General features: G+C 60.3%; 17 protein-coding genes. 5 read left to right on the top strand and 12 right to left on the bottom strand.

Annotated features, from left to right (window positions below; translation table 11 throughout):
• Positions 1–19: 19 nt before the first annotated feature.
• Both C5L12_RS00435 and C5L12_RS28010 read right to left on the bottom strand, forming a co-directional pair.
• Entirely contained in the window at positions 20–619 is a 600-nt protein-coding gene (locus C5L12_RS00435; RefSeq protein ID WP_105370045.1) for an SCO family protein, read from the bottom strand.
• Positions 620–745: 126 nt separating this feature from the next.
• Positions 746–904 (bottom strand): hypothetical protein, encoded by a 159-nt coding sequence (locus C5L12_RS28010; protein WP_157948970.1) that lies wholly within the window; start codon positions 902–904, stop codon positions 746–748.
• Positions 905–1,161: 257 nt separating this feature from the next.
• Between C5L12_RS28010 and C5L12_RS00445 the strand changes: the two genes are divergently transcribed.
• The 4 genes from C5L12_RS00445 (at position 1,162) to C5L12_RS00460 (ending at position 5,927) form a co-directional block, all read left to right on the top strand.
• Positions 1,162–3,129: a methyl-accepting chemotaxis protein gene (locus C5L12_RS00445; protein ID WP_105370047.1), complete on the top strand. Its 1,968-nt coding sequence runs from the start codon at positions 1,162–1,164 to the stop codon at positions 3,127–3,129.
• Between the two features lies 1 nt (position 3,130).
• Positions 3,131–3,598, top strand: a complete 468-nt coding sequence (locus tag C5L12_RS00450) for a chemotaxis protein CheW (protein ID WP_105370048.1) — start codon at positions 3,131–3,133, stop codon at positions 3,596–3,598.
• Positions 3,599–3,793: 195 nt separating this feature from the next.
• A complete protein-coding gene (locus C5L12_RS00455) occupies positions 3,794–4,117 on the top strand; it encodes a hypothetical protein (protein WP_105370049.1) in 324 nt (107 codons plus the stop codon).
• 151 nt (positions 4,118–4,268) lie between these two features.
• Positions 4,269–5,927, top strand: coding sequence for an FAD-binding dehydrogenase (locus C5L12_RS00460; protein WP_105370050.1), 1,659 nt, complete (start codon positions 4,269–4,271; stop codon positions 5,925–5,927).
• Between the two features lie 4 nt (positions 5,928–5,931).
• Here the strand turns inward: C5L12_RS00460 and C5L12_RS00465 are convergent, their stop codons facing one another.
• Both C5L12_RS00465 and C5L12_RS00470 read right to left on the bottom strand, forming a co-directional pair.
• Positions 5,932–6,429 carry a CreA family protein gene (locus tag C5L12_RS00465; RefSeq protein ID WP_105370051.1) on the bottom strand — a complete coding sequence of 166 codons (498 nt, stop codon included), beginning with the start codon at positions 6,427–6,429 and terminating at the stop codon, positions 5,932–5,934.
• A gap of 82 nt (positions 6,430–6,511) precedes the next feature.
• A complete protein-coding gene (locus C5L12_RS00470; protein WP_105370052.1) occupies positions 6,512–7,102 on the bottom strand; it encodes a 3'-5' exonuclease in 591 nt (196 codons plus the stop codon).
• A gap of 277 nt (positions 7,103–7,379) precedes the next feature.
• On the opposite strand from C5L12_RS00470, the gene C5L12_RS00475 reads away from it, so the two are divergent.
• A complete protein-coding gene (locus C5L12_RS00475; protein WP_105370053.1) occupies positions 7,380–7,919 on the top strand; it encodes a GNAT family N-acetyltransferase in 540 nt (179 codons plus the stop codon).
• A 3-nt stretch (positions 7,920–7,922) separates the two neighbouring features.
• Here the strand turns inward: C5L12_RS00475 and ligA are convergent, their stop codons facing one another.
• From ligA to C5L12_RS00525, 8 genes are all read right to left on the bottom strand, one after another.
• The gene (ligA, locus tag C5L12_RS00480) at positions 7,923–10,082 is read right to left on the bottom strand and encodes an NAD-dependent DNA ligase LigA (protein ID WP_105370054.1); all 2,160 of its coding nucleotides are present in this window, start codon (positions 10,080–10,082) and stop codon (positions 7,923–7,925) included.
• A gap of 69 nt (positions 10,083–10,151) precedes the next feature.
• Positions 10,152–11,825 (bottom strand): DNA repair protein RecN, encoded by a 1,674-nt coding sequence (gene recN, locus C5L12_RS00485; protein ID WP_105370055.1) that lies wholly within the window; start codon positions 11,823–11,825, stop codon positions 10,152–10,154.
• Between the two features lie 24 nt (positions 11,826–11,849).
• Positions 11,850–12,692 carry an outer membrane protein assembly factor BamD gene (locus C5L12_RS00490; protein WP_425350717.1) on the bottom strand — a complete coding sequence of 281 codons (843 nt, stop codon included), beginning with the start codon at positions 12,690–12,692 and terminating at the stop codon, positions 11,850–11,852.
• Positions 12,693–12,909: 217 nt separating this feature from the next.
• Entirely contained in the window at positions 12,910–13,866 is a 957-nt protein-coding gene (lpxC, locus tag C5L12_RS00495; RefSeq protein ID WP_105370342.1) for a UDP-3-O-acyl-N-acetylglucosamine deacetylase, read from the bottom strand.
• 881 nt (positions 13,867–14,747) lie between these two features.
• Positions 14,748–16,538, bottom strand: a complete 1,791-nt coding sequence (ftsZ, locus tag C5L12_RS00510) for a cell division protein FtsZ (protein ID WP_105370057.1) — start codon at positions 16,536–16,538, stop codon at positions 14,748–14,750.
• 87 nt (positions 16,539–16,625) lie between these two features.
• Complete coding sequence (gene ftsA, locus C5L12_RS00515; protein WP_105370058.1) at positions 16,626–17,957, bottom strand: cell division protein FtsA; 1,332 nt, start codon at positions 17,955–17,957, stop codon at positions 16,626–16,628.
• Positions 17,954–18,886 carry a cell division protein FtsQ/DivIB gene (locus tag C5L12_RS00520; RefSeq protein ID WP_162712328.1) on the bottom strand — a complete coding sequence of 311 codons (933 nt, stop codon included), beginning with the start codon at positions 18,884–18,886 and terminating at the stop codon, positions 17,954–17,956. The genes ftsA and C5L12_RS00520 overlap by 4 nt, the downstream gene beginning before the upstream one ends.
• Positions 18,874–19,800 carry a D-alanine--D-alanine ligase gene (locus C5L12_RS00525; protein ID WP_105370060.1) on the bottom strand — a complete coding sequence of 309 codons (927 nt, stop codon included), beginning with the start codon at positions 19,798–19,800 and terminating at the stop codon, positions 18,874–18,876. The genes C5L12_RS00520 and C5L12_RS00525 overlap by 13 nt, the downstream gene beginning before the upstream one ends.
• Positions 19,801–19,962 lie beyond the last annotated feature (162 nt).

A 19,962-nucleotide genomic window follows, 5' to 3' on the forward strand; every position in this document is an offset into this window, starting at 1 on the left:
GGCTTCAACAGCGAAGGCGTCACCCTTTGATCAGATTCTCAAGCTTCTTGACGGCAACGTCAGGATTTTCGCCGTAAGCGATGGTGCCAGCAAAGCGTCCGCCGTTATCCAGCAGGAAAACGGAAGCGGTATGATCCATGGTGTAGTCGCCCTTCGGATCCTTTTCGTCGACCGGGACCTTCTTCGCATAGACCTTGAAGCCCTTGATCATCTCGTTGACTTTTTCGGGAGGCCCCGAAATGCCTTTCACCCGATCGGTGACGTTCGAGATATACTGGCCGAGCAATTCTGGCGTATCGCGCTCCGGATCGACGCTGACGAAGAAACCGTTGAGCTTTGTTCCGTCAGGATCGACCTGCCGTAGCCAGCCGTTCAGTTCGAAAAGTGTTGTGGGGCAGACCTCCGGGCAATGCGTGAACCCGAAGAAGAGCGCCGTCGGCTTTTCCTGAAAGGCTTTTTCGGTGACCGGCTGCCCGTCCTGGGCGACAAGCTGGAACGGAACCCCGAAGGGGCCTTCCGCAAGCTCCTGTCTCGACTTGCTCATTTCCACCGTCAGCCAGACAAGGACGCCCGCGAGTGCCACGACAGCGACCCAGAGGATGGTGCGAAAGGTCTTCATTGGAATTCTCTCAGTTCGCGCCTGCTAGTCAGGCTGCAGTTCCTGAAGAGATAGATGGGAAGTCGGTCTCGCGCAATTCAACACGCCGTCGTCGCGCTAATTTGTCCCACGGGCGCAATGCTTCGCTCAAAAGCACCAGGAGAGGCCACCCTCGTCGAGCACCAGCATGATGGAAGAGCCAAACCGCAACCAGCCATAGAAAGCCATTCCTCCCAGGCCGAGGAAAAATAGGCTCGCGATGGCGATTATCGGCACGCGATGAGCGTTGGTGGCATCCGGGTTCATGGCCTCATTCTAGGGCTATACATGATTTTTCGAAAGCCCTTTGCCGACTAAGATTAGCAGAGACTTAATATCTTTTTGAGAGCTTGAGGCTGCGAAACGGCTCGGAGAGTCGGCCCGAAGCGAGAAGCCGCGCCGGCAGCCTCTCGCTGCCCTGTGACACTCCGACCACCAAGACATGACGTCGCGCAATCGGTTCGCCTGCCCCATCGTAGTGAAAATCCGCCGATCTTATCCGGCGCAAAAGGAATTCAAGCTGCATGACGAATGGTCGTTCTAGCAAGACGCTTTCCGTGAACCAACGTCTCTGGACACTGGCCGGAGCTGCCTTCGCCGGTATCGGCGCCATGCTTGTCGTCGGATGGTACGAAGGCCATCAGGTTGAACTGGCCCTCGAACGGGCAACGCACATTCACAACCAGGTAGATTCCGTCAACCAGATGCGGATCGCCAATTCGCAGCTCATACTCGTTGCGATGGATACCATCGTGGATCGCGAAGAAAAGCGCGTGGCTCCCGAGCGCTTGAAAGCGATTGCATCCTCCATCCGGCAGATGAACCTCGGCGTGAGCGATATGAACGCGCTTGCTGCCGAGATCGGCACACCAGCACTCGTATCCACCTTCGAAGCTGATCTCGCCGCGGTCTCCAAAGCGATCCAGAGCGATCTCAAGACGATGGTCGAAACCGGGGCGCCCAACGAAGATTACGCGAAGATCGACGATACGATCGACGGCGCCGGCGAGCGGCTCGACATAGCGCTGCGAACCCTTGCGGAAAAGGGCAGCACGATCGTCAAGGAACGGGTCGCGGAAGCCAATTCCGTGTCCGGCCGGGCGCTTTACGTTCAGATCGGCTGCGGACTTGTCGCCCTCTTCATCATGGCAATTCTCCAGATCGTCCACGGAGGTGCGATCCGTCGAGGCATCTCCGGTGTGCGGGCCAGCATGCAGCGGATTGTCAACGGTGACTATGCGACACCGGTCGAGGGTGCAGAACGCGGCGACGAGATTGGTGAGATGGCGCGCGCAACGGATATTTTCCGTTTGTCCGCGATCGAGAAACGCCAACTTGAAGCAGACAGCGAAAAGCAACGGCAGCTCAGCGATCAGGAACGCCTTGCCCGCGAAACAGATCAGCGAGCCGCAGCCGAAGCAATCCGCGATGCCGTGCAATCGCTCGGCAAGGCACTTAACCTGCTCGCCGATGGCAATCTCTCCGTCACCATCGATCACTCCTTCCGCGGCGACCTGGAGCGCCTGCGCGAGGATTTCAACCGGGTCGTCGAACGCCTGCGCCGCACAATGAGCGAAGTCGCCTCCAACGCCGGCTCCATCGGTGCCAGCGCGAATCAGATGCGCTCGGCCAGCGACGACCTCGCCAAGCGGACGGAGCAGCAGGCCGCGTCGCTCGAAGAAACCTCGGCGGCGCTCGAACAAATCACCGCAACCGTCCGCAGCGCTACCCACCGCGCCGAAGAGGCAAGCGAAATGGTGAGCCACACCAAGGCTTATACGGAACGCTCGGCAACGGTCGTCCGCGACGCAACGGCTGCCATGGGACGGATTGAGGACGCAACCGCCGAGATCGGCAAGATCATCAACGTCGTCGACGAAATTGCCTTTCAGACGAACCTCCTGGCGCTGAATGCGGGTGTGGAAGCAGCCCGCGCGGGCGAAGCGGGCAAGGGTTTTGCCGTGGTGGCTCAGGAAGTGCGCGAGCTGGCCGGACGCGCGGCCGGTGCCGCTAAAGACATCAAAGCGCTCGTCACCCGTTCGAACCAGGAGGTGAAGACCGGGGTGGATCTCGTCAAAGCGACCGGCGAGGCCCTGACCCGTATCGGCGAGGATGTTTTGAAAATCGATGGTCACGTTCACGCGATTTTCACTTCTGCGCGCGAACAATCAACCGGACTGACAGAGATCAACAGCGCAATCGGCCAGATGGACCAGGCAACCCAGCAAAACGCAGCGATGGTGGAGCAGAGCACTGCCGCAACCCACTCGTTGGCGAGCGACGCGGAAAACCTGAACAGGCTGATGAGTCAGTTTCAAATTCGTGGCGCCGGCGGTCCGCGCGCCGTCGATACGGCGGGCACCTCGACGCCGCCCGGCAAACCATCCCCCGCATTGAACTTGATGAACAAGCTCGCGGGAGCCTTCGACAACAACCCGACCTCCGCCAAGCCGAAGGCCGTGGGTTCCTCAAATCAATGGGAAGAGTTCTGACATGACGAATGCCATCAAGCAGTCCGGCGCCTACCTTGAAATCGTCTCCTTCCATCTTGGAGACCAGGAATTCTGCATCGACATCATGGCCATCCGCGAAATCCGCGGCTGGGCGCCGGTCACTCCCATGCCGCATACGCCCCCCTACGTTCTGGGTCTGATCAATCTGCGCGGTGCCGTGATCCCGGTTATCGACATGGCCTGCCGTCTCGGCATGAAGATGACGGAACCTTCCGAACGTTCGGCGATCATCGTCACGGACATTGCTGGCAAACTGGTGGGCCTGCTGGTTGAACAGGTTTCCGACATGATGACGATTCGCGGAGAGGACCTGCAGCCCGCCCCCGAGATCATCCCGGAGGCCCAGCGCGCCTTCTGCCGCGGCATCGTGGCCCTCGAAAAGACCATGGTCTGCTTCCTCAACCTCGACACGGTCATCGCCGACGAATTGTCCCGCGAAGCCGCCTGATTTTTGCACTGCGAAAGACAACGAACAACTTCCGCCACACGGCAGCGTGGCGGAAGATTAATTTGTTGTAATCATTAAATATTTTTAAGAATAGTATTCGGAACCACTTCTTCGCACTGCGAGTTCTCCGACCGCAAACGCCCAACCGAACCGCTTCAAAACTCTTCGGCTGGTTACGAAGATAGGAGAATGATCATGAAAAAGGCCTTTGCTCTCGCAATTCTGATGTCTACCGCCGCCATCGGCAGTACTTATGCCCGTGACATGGGCAGCGCTGTAAGACCCGCAACCGATTTTTCCATCGTCTATACCGATCCGGAAATCGACAACAGCGCCAATCGTCTCGATATCCCTGATAGTATCGTCCATCCCACCCCGGCAATGATCCGTCAGGCTCAGGCCAAACTTGATCGAGATTCAGCTCTCCGCGCCGGCCTTCTGCAGAAGAATGTCGAGCTGAACAACGTCGTAGGGATCGATACCGCTGCGGACGGAAGCCGGATCGTCTACATCCGCTGATCCGCCATCCATACCATCGGAAACCGGGTCCGCTCGCGGGCCCGGTTTTTTTCGTGCGCTCGGTCAGATTGACTCATGTCGCGCCCCATGACTGTATCTGGCAGGGTGTTGCGGCAGGAGCTGCTGCCATCCGCGCTTTGGGAGGAGCGGTGTGAGCGATGTAGCAGACGTCATCGTCGTCGGCGCGGGTTTGGCTGGCCTGGTGGCTGCCACGGAACTATCCGATGCCGGTCGCTCCGTTATTATCGTCGAGCAAGAGCCGGAGCAGAACCTCGGCGGCCAGGCTTTCTGGTCGCTCGGCGGCCTCTTCCTCGTTGATTCACCCGAGCAGAGACGCATGGGCATCAAGGATTCCTTCAGCCTTGCCTGGCAGGACTGGCTTGGAACGGCCGGGTTTGACCGAGACGACGATTTCTGGCCTTGCGCCTGGGCAGAAGCTTACGTGGGCTTCGCAGCGGGCGAGAAGCGTTCCTGGCTGCGACAGATGGGACATCGCCTCTTCCCTGTCGTCGGCTGGGCCGAACGCGGCGGCGGACCGGCGACAGGGCACGGCAATTCGGTGCCCCGTTTCCACATCACATGGGGAACAGGTCCCGGCGTGGTAGAACCCTTTGAGCGCCGAGCGCGCGAAGCCGAGCAAGCCGGGAAAATCCGCTTCCTGTGGCGTCATCGCGTAGATCAACTCATCACCGCGGGTCATGCGGTGGTCGGTGTTGCTGGTACCATTCTGGAAGCCAGCTCCGCCGCCCGCGGCGCAGAAACATCAAAAACGCCAGTCGGCGACTTCGAAATTCGAGCGCCCGTGGTGATCGTTGCTTCCGGCGGCATCGGCGGCAATCAGGACCTCGTGCGGCAGATGTGGCCGGAAAGGTTGGGCAAGCCGCCCGCCTTCATGGTCTCGGGCGTGCCGAAACACGTCGACGGACGGATGATCGGCATCACCGAATCTGCCGGCGGCCGTGTGATCAACCGCGACCGCATGTGGCACTACACGGAAGGCCTTCGGAATTGGAATCCGGTCTGGCAGGATCACGGTATCCGCATTCTCCCCGGTCCGTCTTCGATGTGGTTCGATGCCACCGGTCGTCGTCTGCCGGCACCGTTTTTCCCTGGCTACGACACGCTCGGCACGCTGCAGCATATCTTGAGTACGGGCTACGATTACAGCTGGTTCGTCCTGAACCAGAGCATCATCCGCAAGGAGTTTGCGCTTTCCGGCTCAGAGCAGAATCCCGATCTGACCGGCCGCGACTGGAGGCTGACGGCGCGCCGTGCGGTCGGCAGGCGGGCGACCGGACCGATGGAAGCCTTCAAGGAACGCGGAGAAGACTTTATCGTCGCAGAGACCCTTGCCGAACTGGTCGACGGCATGAACCGGCTGACCGGTAACGATCTCCTGAAACCGGAGGATCTGGAGCGCGAAATCCTGGCGCGGGACAGGCAGATCGACAATCCCTTCTGCAAGGATGCGCAGATCATGGGCATACACAACGCCCGGCGCTCTCTCGGCGACAGGCTGGTACGCACCGCCAAACCGCACAGGATTCTCGATCCCGCCCACGGGCCGCTGATCGCGGTAAAACTCAATATTCTGACCCGCAAGACTTTGGGAGGACTTGAAACCGATCTCTCGGCCCGCGTTCTCGGACAGGACGGCCAGCCGATTTCCGGCCTCTATGCGGTGGGAGAAGCGGCTGGGTTCGGCGGCGGAGGTCTGCACGGTTACCGCTCGCTCGAGGGTACCTTTCTCGGAGGCTGTCTGTTCTCCGGCCGAACGGCAGGACAAGCCGCGGCGGCAACAGTCGCGTAAGATCTCACGGCTTCGGCTTGCCGTTCTTCCAGACAACCTGCTGGCCATAGAGCGGCACGGTCGAGATCGCCATTTTGGCCGATCCTTCCACGACCTGCCGCGAATGGGCAAGATAGACCAGCGTATCGTTCGCCTGGTCATAGATGCGCTTGACGAGGAGGTCCTTCCAGATCAACGAGCGGCCCTCGCGGAACACTTCCTCGCCCCCTCGGGACAGGTCGATTTCGCCGATCTCGATCGGGCCTGTCTGGCGGCAGGCGATGGAACTGTTCGAGGGGTCCTCGAACCAGTTGCCCTTTTTGAGGCGGTCGATAATGCTCCGGTCGAAATAGGTGACGTGGCAGGTCACGCCCTTGATTTCCGGATCGGCAATCGCCTCGACGATAATGTCGTTGCCGATCCAGTCGACCCCTACCTTGCCGATAACTTCGGCAGACGTGGGTGCCGCAAGGGCGCAGAACGAAAGCGCGGCGGCAGATACGAGGCAGGCCAGTCGGTTCATGGGTGCGGGCTCCGGTAAACGATCCGTGATCTGAGATAAGAAGCGCCGGAGCAGAAACAAGCAGGCCCCTCGCAGTAGGGGTCTATTTCAGCCTGCAGGTGCAGGGATCATAACCGCCGGAAAAGAGCCTCCCGACCTTCATTCCGATCATCGCGGGTATGTCGCGCACGTGCGAGACCTGAAGCGAACGGGCGATGGCGATCGCCGCCTGACCGCAAATTGCGGCATCCTCTGCCGCATTATGATGGGCAAACCGTAATCCCAGATGTCCGGCAAGGACATTGAGTTTGTGCGAACCGAGATGCGGCCAGACCTTCTTTGCCATCTTCACGCTGCAGAGATAGGAAAGTTCGGGATAGCCAAGCCGATAGACGTCCAAACAGGCGCGCCACACGCTGAAATCGAAGGCGGCGTTGTGAGCGATCATTGTCGCCCCACGGAAATCATCGGCAAACTCTTCCATCACCTCAGGAAATTCCCCGGCGTCTTCGACATGTTCCGGCCGGATCCCGTGGATCGCCACGTTGAATGAAGAAAAACGCATATCCTTCGGGCGAATGAGCCTCTCTTCGACGCGCACGACCTTGTTATCCTCAATCCATGCAAGCCCGACGGAACAGGCGCTGGCGCGCTGTTCGTTGGCTGTTTCGAAGTCGATGGCGATGGTCTTCAAGGGCTGGTTCCGAACGAATATGCACTGACTTCTATCGTTGCCCGATTGATTCGGCAAAGACGGTTGTCATCGATCATCTCTTGACGCGCCACACAACCTCTGGCTTCATACGCTCCATGATCAGCTTCGCCGCCCACATGCATCTTACCCTGACCATTCACCCCGCAGGATGCGTGGCGGTATTGGCGCGTTAACCGGTCATCCGTCCACCAACCCTGCCGAAGCGGCAGGGTTCGGTCATTCCGCTCTGCTTCGGCGCCCAACGAAGGAGAGCAAAATGAAACGCATTCAAGACGCCCGCGAAAAGCCGCCACGACCGGAAAGGTTTGGCGATGTGCTGATCCGCGCCGCCTGCCCTGCCGATGCGGAAAAGATTACCGCGCTCGCCAATATGTACGGCTACCGCTACGGCACGCTACGCCTGCCCTTCCAGACGGTCGAGGAGACCCGCAAAGGGCTCGAATCCCCTAATCCAGGAGCAAAAAGACTGGTGGCGGAACGCAACAGTCAGATCGTCGGCGACGTATTTCTGGGACCGATGCTCGGTCGACGACGCCACGCAGCGTCGATCGGCATCGGGGTGAACGATGATTTCGTGGGAAACGGCGTCGGAAACGCATTGATGATGGCCATTCTTGACATCGCCGACAATTGGCTGGATCTGCGCCGTGTCGAACTGACAGTCTTCGTCGACAACGTAAAAGCGATCCGTCTCTACGAGAAGAATGGCTTCGTGAAGGAAGGTCATTTGAGAGAATTCGCCTTCCGCGACGGCCAATATATCGATGCTTATTCGATGGCTCGTCTAAAGGGTTGACGATCACTGGCTGATGAAAGCCAGCCACTCGTCCTCATCCATCACCTGGACGCCGAGTTCCCTTGCCTTGTCGAGCTTGGAACCGGCGCCCGGACCGGCCACGACGAAGTCGGTCTTTTTCGAAACAGACCCTGCCACCTTGGCACCGAGACCTTCCGCACGAGCCTTGGCCTCATCCCGAGTGAACTTTTCGAGCGCTCCGGTAAAGACCACAGTCTTTCCGGCGACAGGGCTGCCGCTTGCGGCAATCTGCTCCGCCGCCTGCGGCGTCACCTCCTCAAGGAGGCGTGCTATCACCTCGACATTGCGCGGCTCCCTGAAGAACTCAACAATGGCGCGAGCAACCACCTCGCCTATGCCCTCGATATTGTTGAGGTCATCCCAGGCGTCGCCTGAAAAGCTTTGCGCCTCCCTCATCGCGGCTTCGAAGGCCTCATAGGTGCCGTAGGCGCGCGCCAGCAGCTTCGCCGTAGTCTCGCCGACATGGCGGATGCCGAGCGCATAGATGAAGCGGTGAAGGGCGATATTGCGGCGTTCGTCGATCGCATCGAAGAGCTTCTTCACGCTTACCTTGCCGAAACCCTCGATATTCTCGAGCTTGGTAAGCGGCGAGGCTTCCTGCCTTTTCTTCAGCGTGAAAATGTCCGGCGCGGTGCGGATCTGCAGTGCAGGGTCCTGGTTCTCGAAGAAAAAGTCGATCTGCTTTGCGCCCAGGCCTTCGATGTCGAAGGAATTCCGCGAGACGAAATGTTTCAGGTGCTCGACCGCCTGCGCCCGGCAGACGAAACCGCCGGTGCAGCGGGTGACCGAATCGAGCTTGCCGGTCTTTTCGTTGCGCTCGCGCACCGCATGACTGCCGCAGACCGGACATTTCTTCGGAAACTCGTAGGGCACAGCGTGGGAAGGGCGCTTTTCCATGACGACGTCGAGCACCTGCGGAATGACATCGCCCGCCCGCTGCACGATAACCGTGTCGCCGATGCGGATATCGTGCTCGTCCTCGCGGATGCGCTCACCGGAATTCCCGATGCCCTTGATATAGTCCTCGTTGTGCAGCGTCGCGTTGGTGACTACGACGCCGCCGACGGTGACCGGCGTCAGGCGCGCAACCGGCGTCAGCGCCCCGGTGCGGCCGACCTGAATGTCGATTCTTTCAACCTTGGTAAAAGCCTGCTCGGCCGGGAATTTATGCGCCGTCGCCCAGCGCGGGCTGCGCGAACGGAATCCGAGGCGGGCCTGCAGGTCGAGCCGGTCGACCTTGTAGACCACACCGTCGATCTCATAGTCGAGGTCCGGGCGCTTCAGGCCGATATCGGTGTAATGCGCAATGATGTCTTCCACGGAATTCAGGCGCTTCATTAGCGGGTTGACCGGAAAACCCCAATCCCTGAATTTTTCCACCATGCCCATTTGGGTATCGGCCGGCATTTCCGACATTTCACCCCAGGCATAGGCGAAGAATTTCAGATTGCGGCTCGCCGTCACCTTTGCGTCGAGCTGGCGGAGCGATCCGGCAGCCGTGTTGCGCGGGTTGACATAGGTCTGCTTGCCTTCCGCCGCCATCTTCTCGTTGAGCGCCAGGAAGTCGCTTTTCGTCATATAGACCTCACCGCGAACTTCGACGACCCCCGGGGCGTCGGACGGCAGGCGATTCGGGATTTCCTTGATGGTCTTGATGTTTTCGGTGACGTTTTCACCCGTCGTGCCGTCGCCGCGGGTCGCGGCATTCACCAGCCTGCCCTGCTCGTAGCGAATTGACATGGAAAGCCCATCGATCTTCGGCTCGGCGGTAAAAGCGATCGATCCATCCGGAAGCTGACCCAGGAAACGATAGACGGAACCGATGAAATCCCGCACGTCCTCGTCCGAAAACGTGTTGTCGAGCGACAGCATCGGTCTTGAATGGGTGATCGGCGCAAAAGTCGGCAGAGGAGCCGCCCCAACCCGGATCGACGGACTGTCGGCGCGGACGAGCTGCGGAAACTGCTTCTCGATCGCATCGTTGCGCCGTTTCAGTCCATCGTATTCTGCGTCCGAAATCTCCGGCGTGTCGTGACCGTGATAAAGCTCATCGTGGCGTGCGATCTCGGCGGCGAGGAAGGCCAGCTCGGCTGCGGCCTGTTCTTCGGTCAGGTTCTCGACGGGCGTCTGTTCGGCGGACATGGCAACGGCTCCTCGGGTATCGCGGAGTCGTTTTTGTAGAGCAATTTTTGCCGATGGGAAGAGACGAGATCAGCCGCTTCCGGCAAGCAGGCGCTTCGCCGCTGCGCGCGCCTCATCGGTGACGGAAGCGCCGGCCAGCATACGGGCTATTTCCTCCATCCGGTGTTCCGGCTCCATCGTCGCAACGCGAGTGGCGATTTTTTCAGAACCTTCGCCCGCCGGTCCTTTGGAGATCAGAAGATGCGTCGCGGCACGGGCAGCCACCTGCGGGGCGTGGGTGACCGAGAGCACCTGCACTTTTTCCGAAAGCCGCTTCAGCCGCTGACCGATTGCATCCGCTACCGCGCCGCCGACGCCCGTATCGATTTCGTCGAAGACCAACGTCGGAGCCGAGCCGCGATCCGCCAGCGCCACCTTCAGCGCCAGCAGGAACCGCGACAGCTCGCCTCCCGAAGCTACCCTCATGATCGGACCAGGCCGCGTGCCGGGGTTGGTCTGGACGTGGAACTCTACCCTGTCGATACCCTCGGCGGTCGCGGCTTCGGGATCGCTCGTCACGTCGACCATGAAGCGCGCTCGCTCGAGCTTCAGCGCCGGCAATTCAGCCATGACCGCTTCTGCCAGGGCTTCGGCGCCGTGGCGGCGTTTCTCCGACAGAACGGAAGCCGCTTGATCGTATTCGATCTTTGCCGCGACCGCGAGCTTCTCGAGTTCAAGGAGTCTTTCCTCTCCCGCATCGAGATCGGCAAGATCGGCCACCATTTTTTCGGCAAGCGCAGGCAGGTCGGCCACCGCGACCGAATACTTGCGGCCAGCGGCGCGAAGCGCAAAAAGCCGCTCTTCGACGCGCTCCAGCTCCCGCGGATCGAACTCCGTCTTGCGCAGCGCGGCCTCTACTTCCATCTGCGCATTCGAAAGGTGGTTCAGGGCCTGGTCGAGGAGTTCGACGGTTTCTTCAAGAAGGCCCGGCGCCTCATGGCTCTTGCGCTCCAGGCGGCGGACCAGCGAAGCGATCAGCGGCACCGGCGATGCATTACCATTCAGAAATTCGGAGGCCTCAGAAATGTCGCCGGCAATACGCTCGGCCTTCTGCATGCGGGAGCGCTGCTCGGCAAGCTCGTCCTCTTCGCCGTCGCGCGGCGCCAGTACCTCAAGCTCCTCGACCGATGCGCGGATATAGTCGGCTTCACGCGCGGCAGCCTCCACTTTGGCTCGGTGGGTCCTGAATGCGCGCTCCGCGTCCCGCCAGGAGCGATAGAGACCGGAAATAGCCTGCACTTCTTCCGTCAGGCCGACAAAGGCGTCCAGCAGCGTGCGATGGACATCCGTATCGATCAGCGCACGATCGTCGTGCTGGCCGTGAATCTCGACGAGCAGTTGACCCGCCTGCCGCATGAGTTGCACGCTCACCGGCTGGTCGTTGATGGAGGCGCGCGTGCGGCCGTCGGCGGATTGGACGCGCCGGAAAATCAGGTCGCCATCGTCATCTATGCCGTTTTCACGCAGGAGCCGGCGAGCGTCGTGGTTGCCGGGCACATCGAAGACCGCAGTGACCTGCCCCCTCTCCTCACCATGCCGAACCAGCCCTCCATCGCCGCGACCGCCTAGCGCAAGCGAGAGACTATCAAGGAGGATAGACTTGCCCGCACCCGTCTCACCGGTCAACACCGACAGGCCGGTCTCGAAGGCAAGATCCAGCCGCTCGATCAGAACGATATCCCGGATCGATAACTGGCTCAGCATGTTTCCTCGATACCGCGCCCAGTCTCAGGCGCCGATGAGCTTGGCCCCGGCGCGCGAAATCCACGAGCCTCGGTTTTCGCGAGGCTCTACACCGCCGCCCTGCAGCAGCTTGTAGGAATCCGCATACCACTGGCTGTCCGGATAGTTTCGCCCAAGCACAGCTGCCGCAGTCTGGGCTTCCTCCACGATGCCCATCGCATAATAGGCTTCGGTGAGTCGCGCCAGTGCCTCTTCCACTTGGTTGGTATTCGAAAACTGCTCCACGACATTCCGAAAACGTCTTACCGCGGCAAGATATTCCTTGCGCTCCAGGTAATAGCGGCCGACCTGCATTTCTTTGCCGGCGAGCTGATCGCGCGCAAACCGGATCTTGGCCTGTGCATCCTCCACATATTCCGAATCCGGATAGTCCTTCACGACCTTGTTCATAGCTTCGATCGTACGGTTGGCGGCACGCTGATCCTGCGTCACGTCAGCGATCTGCTTCGAATGAGCAAGGCCGATGAGGTACTGCACATAAGCCGAATCCTGCGACTGCGGATACTGGTTCATATAGCGGTTGCCGGTCGCGATCGCTTCGTCGTTGCGGCCAAGCCGATATTTCGTGAAGGTGCTCATGACCAGCGCCTTGCGCCCCCATTCCGTAAACGGGTTCTGCTTGTCGATCGCGTCGAACTTTCGCGAAGCCTCCGACAGATTGCCGGCCTTCATGTTGGCAAGCCCCTGATTGTAGAGGGCCTCCGGCGGATCCGTTTCCATGCCGAGCTTGGTAATGTCGATATCTCGGTCCGATTGGCAGGCGGTTATGCCAAACCCGGCGCCGATAAGCACCAGCGAGACAAGCGCTAATCTTGCCGTCTTACGCATTCCAACAGACCTTACATGATTCATTAGACAGTTCCTGATCGTCCCGCGCACAAACGCCCTGCCCCGAGCAGGCCGTTCTAGCCATAAAAGCAAAGGGAGAGCAACGCAATGCTGTGGCATTAATGCATTTTTGTGGCATTGATGCCAGCATCGGCATCCTCCCAAAAGAAAAGGCCGCTCCCGAAGAAGCGGCCAAGTCGACTGGATCGGAGTTCTATCAGGCGGACCAGGGTGCCATTTCCGGCATGCTGACCGGTACGAACTCACCTGCCCGCACGCGCGCCGAACGCGAAGACGGAGCCTCGACCACCTCATAGGCGGTCGGATCGCTCATCAACGCCTTCAGCGCATTGGCATTCATTTTGTGACCGCCTCGATAAGAACGGTAACAGCCAATAAACTGGGCACCGGCCAACGCCAGATCACCAACAGCGTCGAGCGTCTTGTGACGGACGAACTCGTCCTCGTAACGCAGGCCCTCGACATTGACGATCGTATCGTCGTCGGAGATCACGACGGAATTTTCCAGCGACGAACCAAGCGCATAACCAGCCGCCCAGAGCCGTTCCACGTCACGCATGAAGCCGAAGGTGCGTGCGCGTGAAAGCTCCTGCTTGAAGGTAGCGGCCGTCAGGTCGCCCTTCCAGGTCTGGCGGCCGATGAGCGGCGAGGAAAAGTCAATTTCGACTTCAAACCGGGTGCCGTCATAAGGGCGAAACTCGGCCCAGGAAGCACCGGAATCGATCCGCACCGGCTTTATGACGCGGATGTAACGCCGCTTGACGCCCTGATTGACGAGGCCGACCTGCTCGATCGCTTCGATGAACGGCAAGGAACTGCCATCCATGATCGGCATCTCGCCGCCGTCGACTTCGACGACGATGTTGTCGACACCGAGCGCGTAGAGCGCTGCCATCACATGTTCAATCGTGGCAACCCATTTCGCGGGCGAGCTGCCGAGAACCGTGCAGAGGTCCGTTTGACCTACATGGGAGGAAACGGCGCGATATTCGACGGAGCTGCCATCATTGAGAATACGGCTGAAGACCACGCCCGTGCCCGCTTCCGCAGGCTGGAACGTAATACCGACTGGAGCTCCAGAATGAACACCGATACCCTTGAGGCTCACCGGAGCGGCAATGGTGTTCTGGAAACCGAGCAATCCGATGGTCATTCCTGCTGCCTTCTTTTCGTCGGATCCGCAAACCAGAAGATCCGAAATTCTTAGCGCCTTTTGTAGCCGACCGTCTGAATCGGCGGGTCTTTTCGGCGTCTCTTCAGCATCCTTCATACGCAGCCATCCGGAACATTCCAAATCACTGTTCGTTTCGAATTGTAACGTTGCTAACTCTAAGTCTTGATTGAGAAATCGGGATAGGGGGGAGCCTATTGGCTCCGCCCCTCCCACACCACCCGGCATGCGGGTCCGCACCGGGCGGTTGGAGCAGTTGAGGTCGTCAGGCCCGTAGTTCTCCCGGCCTGGCGCCTGGGTTTGCTTATTCTGGTTCGGCGGATTTGATTTCTCGCTGCCGTGGCCCTTCGGGCTTCACCCTATCTTCCAGATCGGCGAGCTTCGCTGACGCGACCATCTGAGACCATTCAAATCCGATAACCAGCGGCTCTCCCTTCCGCTCCTTCGGCCCTTCGTTCGCGCAAGGCGCTCCTACTACGGCCTCTGCTGACTTCTCGCTCCGGCTCGACACCGTCGCCCTTTCAGGCACAAGGCGAGATCTCCCCAGGTAAGAACGCATTCCTTCGCTGCACGACCGCCGGATTTACGCCACCGCCCCTTGGTCACAAGAGCTTCGCGGAATGTTGCCCGCTCGCCCTGGTCGGCACCGCCTCATATCCGGTTCTTGTCCATCGGCCCGCAGGTTCGATCCACGCTTCCTCCCCACGGTCGGTCGCCCTTCCGCAGTTGCGCTTCACTTCGCTCGCCATGACCAGCTTACGGTGGGACTTCCACCCACAAGAATGCGCCCATGCTGGGCGCACAACAAGGAAAGCCCGGATCTATGATCCGGGCCTTCTTCACGTTTGGTGACTGCCGTTAACCTAGTTCGACTGGCGCCGCAGGAAGGCCGGAATTTCCAGCTGATCTTCCTCATGATGAGCCTGCGGAACAGCCCGGCCGTGATCGTCGAGATTGCCACGGCGCGGAGCATAGAGGCTTGCCTCGGGCGAAAGCGGACGGCGCTGCTGGGAAGCTTGAGCCGGCGCCGGCGCGGTCATGTCGGCATTGACCGGCTCCTCTTCCTCACGACGTCCCAGCGAATTGGTGATCCGCTTCAGGAGACCCATGGGACCCCGCTCTTCCTGCACGTGCTGTACCGGCTGAGAGCGACGATCCATCTCCGCCTTCACCACCGGCGGAAAATCTTCCACCTTAGGCATGCGTACAGGCTCCATGACCGGCGACATCGACGGAGCAACCGGCTCGTGATGCTGCGGCTGCGCCATGCGCGGCGCGGGCTGGCTCATCTGAGGAGCCTGCGGCTGAACGTGGGCCTGCATCGGCGCAGGCTGCGGCGCCGGTGCAGGACGGTTGATGACCGGAGCCGGAGCTTCGACCGGAGCAACACCAAAAATGCGGCTTTGCGGGCGGAATTCTTCCTGCGGCGGCTGCATCGCGGGCTGAGGCGCCGGGGCAGCGCGCTGAGGTTCGGCGATGGCGAGTTCACGCTCCATTTCCGCTTCCGCCATCCGGATGGTCTCGGCGATCGGATCGAAAGCCGGCTTGGGGGCCGGAACGGGAGCCGCCTGCATGACCGGAGCGGGAGCCGGCTGTGCAACCGAAGCTGCCGGCACCGCAGCCGACGGCCGGACAATCGGCTTTGCGGCGGCGCGCATTTCCGCAGCGCGGATATCGACGGACGCCGCACCGCGATCGATGCCGGTCGCAACGACCGATACGCGGATGAGGCCTTCCAGCGCTTCGTCGAACGTCGCGCCAAGAATGATATTGGCGTCCGGATCGACTTCTTCGCGAATACGCGTGGCGGCTTCGTCCACTTCGAAGAGCGTCAGGTCACGACCACCGGTGATCGAGATCAAGAGACCCTGTGCGCCCTTCATCGAGGTTTCGTCGAGGAGCGGGTTGGCGATCGCCGCTTCCGCAGCCTGCATGGCGCGGCCGGGACCCGAGGCTTCGCCGGTGCCCATCATCGCGCGGCCCATCTCGCGCATCACCGAACGGACGTCAGCGAAATCGAGGTTGATGAGGCCTTCCTTGACCATGAGGTCGGTGATGCACGCAACACCCGAATAGAGAACCTGGTCGGCCATTGCGAAGGCGTCCGCGAAGGTCGTCTTGTCGTTGGCGATGCGGAAAAGGTTCTGGTTCGGGATGACGATCAGCGTGTCGACCGACTTCTGAAGTTCCTGAATGCCCGATTCGGCAAGGCGCATGCGGCGCTGGCCTTCGAAATGGAACGGCTTGGTGACGACGCCGACCGTCAGGATACCCTTGGAACGGGCGGCCTGCGCGACGACCGGCGCTGCACCCGTGCCCGTGCCGCCGCCCATACCGGCGGTCACGAAGCACATGTGAGTGCCGTTCAGATGATCGACGATCTCGTCGAGGCATTCTTCAGCGGCGGCGCGACCGACTTCCGGCTGCGAGCCTGCACCGAGACCTTCGGTAACCCGGGCACCCATCTGGATGATCCGTTCGGCCTTTGTCATGGTCAGCGCCTGGGCGTCGGTGTTGGCGACGACGAAATCGACGCCCTCCAGCCCGGCCGTGATCATGTTGTTGACAGCGTTACCGCCGCCGCCACCGACGCCGAACACGGTAATCCGAGGCTTCAGCTCGGTGATGTCAGGCTTTTGCAGCTTGATGGTCATTGCACCAGTTCCTTCTCTCTCAGGCCGCATCGCCGCCGGCCAATTCATTCCAACTTTTCTCTGACGCAGCCGGCAGATACCGCTGTATCAAAAACTTTCCTTCAGCCATTGACCGACGCGGGCCAGCCGGCCGTTTCCGCTGCCAAGCGAAGCGATCAGCCCGCTTTGCGAAGCATGTGTTTCCATGTCCGCGACCTGCGGATAGATCATCAATCCGACCGCAGTCGAAAAAGCCGGCCCCTTGGCTGCCGCCGGCAGACCCGAGACGCCCATCGGGCGGCCGATACGGACGTTGCGCGCTAGGATACGGCGAGCCGTTTCGGAAAGACCCGTCAGCTGGCTGGCTCCCCCGGTGAGCACGACACGTTTGCCGACGATCGGGCTGAATCCTGACTTCTGTATGCGATCCCGGATGAGCTCCAACGTCTCTTCGATCCGGGCCCGAACGATGCGGGTGACGAGGGAACGCGGCACCTGGGTCGGCTGATCACGATCGTCCTCGCCAATCGGCGGAACGGAGATCACGTCGCGTTCGTCACCGCTGTTTGCGAGCGCCGAGCCGTGAACGACCTTCATGCGTTCCGCGTCTTCGATCCGGGTCGAAAGGCCGCGTGCGAGGTCGGTCGTGACGTGATGCCCGCCGAGGCTGATTGCGTCGGTGTGAACGAGCTTGCCTTCGGCGAAGACGGAGATCGTGGTGGTGCCGCCGCCCATGTCGATTGCCGCACAGCCGAGTTCCACCTCGTCATCGACGAGGGCGGCAAGGCCGCTGGCGTAAGGAGTGGCGACAATGCCCTCCACCGAAAGATGCGCCCGGTTGATACACAATTCGAGATTCTTGAGGGTGGCGCGCTCGGCAGCGACCACGTGCATGTCGACCCCCAGTTCGTCGCCGAACATCGCCAGGGGATCGCGAATGCCCCGTTCGCCGTCCAGCGAGAAGCCGGTCGGCAAGGAGTGGAGAATGGCGCGGTCCTGACGCAGCGACTGCTGGCTGGCCGCAACCAGAACCTTCTTGAGGTCCGCCGCCTCGACTTCCTGGCCGCCTAGATCGATTGTGGCGGTATAGACGTCGCTCGCCAGCCGGCCGGCAGAGACGTTGACGATGAGGCTATCAACAGTGAGGCCGGCCATGCGCTCGGCAGCGTCGACTGCAAGCCGGACGACGCTTTCTGCGGCATCCAGATCAGCGATAACGCCGGACTTCACGCCGCGCGAACGCTGATGGCCGATGCCGATGATCTCGATATTGTGGGTGCGGCCCGGCAATACCTGGCTTTCCTGACGCGGCGTCAGCCGGGCGATCATGCAGACCACCTTGGTGGAACCGATATCAAGGACCGAAACAACATGCGAACGCTTGGAAGACAGAGGCTTCATGCGCGGCAACCCAAAGTGCGAAGAACCAAAAACGCTCACAACTGCTCTCCCTGCTTCTTCAGGGTCTTTGCCCGCGCCTCCAGGGCCTCCCTGCGGCGCTCCGTGGCGCCGGAAGTCAACTGGATGGTTGTGCGGTCTTCCAGACGCAGATCGACTGCGGCGACATCGCGCTCCAGCACACCCTGCTCCTTTTCAAGACGAGCGAGCACAGCCAGCGCCTTGCCGACATTGGCTTCCGGTAATTTCAGCACGACACCGTTGTCGAGATGCAGATCCCAACGGCGGCTGGCGACACGAACATAGGCCTTGACCCGGCTTCTGAGCTCCGGCCAGGCAGACATTTCACCTTCGAACGAAGTAGCAGCGGTTTCCGCGTCACGTCCGACAAAGAGCGGAAGCGAAGCGAACTTGTTGTCGCGCAAAGGGGCGATGATGCTACCGTTCCTCTCAATCAGCGAAAGCTCGGAACCATGCTGCCAGATACCGAAAGCCTCGCGCTCTTTCAGCATAACCTCGATCGTCTTCGGGTAGACCTTGCGGACCTCCGCATACCGCACCCAGGGAAGCTCTGAAAGCTTGCGGCGCGCCGCATCGACATCGAGAGCGACGAGCGAGGTCGTACCATCAAGGCCAAGAAGCTGGAGAATATCGATTTCCGAGGTCTGGTCGTTGCCGGAGACACGCACGTCCTCGATGGCAAAGCCTGCGGCAGCTGTGGTTGCCTGAGCAACAGTCTGGGTATGGCCGCCCAGCGACATGCCATAGAGACCGACCACGGCGAAGAAGCCGAAAGTCGCAACCGTTCCGGTGTGCTCGGGAATATGGATGCGCCCAGTCGCAAGGCTGACACAAAAACGTACGGCCCGACGCAACGGCCGCGGCAGCACACGCCGCTCCTCCGCACTGGAGTAAAGCCTCTGGGAACGGCCCTGCGGTCCATCCGCTCTTTTGCCGATCAACGCAAGCACGAAGCGTCCTCCACCATCCAACGGACGAGTTCACCAAACGATCGGCCGGCATGTGCGGCCATTTCAGGCACCAGCGATGTCGGAGTCATGCCTGGCTGGGTGTTGATCTCAAGCCAGATAACCTCACCATCCTCGGAGAAACGGTCGTCGTAGCGGAAGTCCGAACGACTGACGCCCCGGCAGCCCATCGCCTGATGCGCCTTAAGCGCTATTGTTTGAATCTTTTGGTAAACATTCGGTGAAATTTGCGCAGGAATGACGTGCTTTGAACCACCTTGAGCGTATTTTGCATCATAGTCATAGAAAGCATTGCCGGTCGGAATGACCTCGGTCACACCGAGAGCCACATCGCCCATAACGCCGCACGTCAGCTCCCGTCCGTAAATGTAACGCTCAACGAGAACCCGATCCCCGTAACGCCACTCGGCGGATCCGATCACCTGCGGCGGATGCGACTGATTTTCCTGAACGATCACGACACCGAAGGACGATCCCTCCCGGACCGGCTTCACGACATAGGGAGGCGTAATCGGATGCACACCCCCTATCTCGAACCGATCCATAACCCTGGCCTCCGCAACCGGAATCCCGGCCGCCTTGGCGACATGCTTTGCCTGATGCTTATCCATCGAAAGCGCAGAAGCGAGAACGCCGGAATGGGTGTAGGGAATCTCCAGATATTCCAGGACACCCTGAATCGTACCATCTTCGCCAAACGGCCCATGCAAGGCATTAAAGGCCACGTCCGGCTTGATTTCGGAAAGGACGGCGGCGATATCTCGGCCAACATCGACGCGAGTGACGCGATAACCTTCGGATTGAAGCGCCTCGGCGCAGGCATTGCCCGAGGACAGGCTGACAGGCCGCTCGGAGGAAAAACCTCCCATCAGAACAGCCACATGCTTGTCACTCATCAATCACTCCCGAAAAAAGGACTTCACGCTACGTTGCGGCGCTTGCGCCAGCCTTGTTCTTCAGCGATTCCCGCCACACCCAAGGCATGCCTATATTAGTGCCTCAATATGGTTAACAAACCGTTTACTTTCGTTAATGCCCCAGTTGAAATCCATTATTGT

The organism is Neorhizobium huautlense (assembly GCF_002968575.1).
Taxonomy (GTDB): Bacteria; Pseudomonadota; Alphaproteobacteria; order Rhizobiales; family Rhizobiaceae; genus Neorhizobium; species Neorhizobium huautlense.

Coding starts and splice junctions, on each gene's coding strand:
- C5L12_RS00445 (WP_105370047.1), top strand. CDS start 1,162: ATGACGAATGGTCGTTCTAGCAAGACGCTTTCCGTGAACCAACGTCTC.
- C5L12_RS00465 (WP_105370051.1), bottom strand. CDS start 6,429: ATGAACCGACTGGCCTGCCTCGTATCTGCCGCCGCGCTTTCGTTCTGC.
- C5L12_RS00435 (WP_105370045.1), bottom strand. CDS start 619: ATGAAGACCTTTCGCACCATCCTCTGGGTCGCTGTCGTGGCACTCGCG.
- C5L12_RS00525 (WP_105370060.1), bottom strand. CDS start 19,800: ATGAGTGACAAGCATGTGGCTGTTCTGATGGGAGGTTTTTCCTCCGAG.
- ligA (WP_105370054.1), bottom strand. CDS start 10,082: ATGTCCGCCGAACAGACGCCCGTCGAGAACCTGACCGAAGAACAGGCC.
- C5L12_RS00450 (WP_105370048.1), top strand. CDS start 3,131: ATGACGAATGCCATCAAGCAGTCCGGCGCCTACCTTGAAATCGTCTCC.
- C5L12_RS00475 (WP_105370053.1), top strand. CDS start 7,380: ATGAAACGCATTCAAGACGCCCGCGAAAAGCCGCCACGACCGGAAAGG.
- lpxC (WP_105370342.1), bottom strand. CDS start 13,866: ATGACCATCGGATTGCTCGGTTTCCAGAACACCATTGCCGCTCCGGTG.
- C5L12_RS28010 (WP_157948970.1), bottom strand. CDS start 904: ATGAACCCGGATGCCACCAACGCTCATCGCGTGCCGATAATCGCCATC.
- recN (WP_105370055.1), bottom strand. CDS start 11,825: ATGCTGAGCCAGTTATCGATCCGGGATATCGTTCTGATCGAGCGGCTG.
- C5L12_RS00490 (WP_425350717.1), bottom strand. CDS start 12,692: ATGCGTAAGACGGCAAGATTAGCGCTTGTCTCGCTGGTGCTTATCGGC.
- C5L12_RS00455 (WP_105370049.1), top strand. CDS start 3,794: ATGAAAAAGGCCTTTGCTCTCGCAATTCTGATGTCTACCGCCGCCATC.
- ftsZ (WP_105370057.1), bottom strand. CDS start 16,538: ATGACCATCAAGCTGCAAAAGCCTGACATCACCGAGCTGAAGCCTCGG.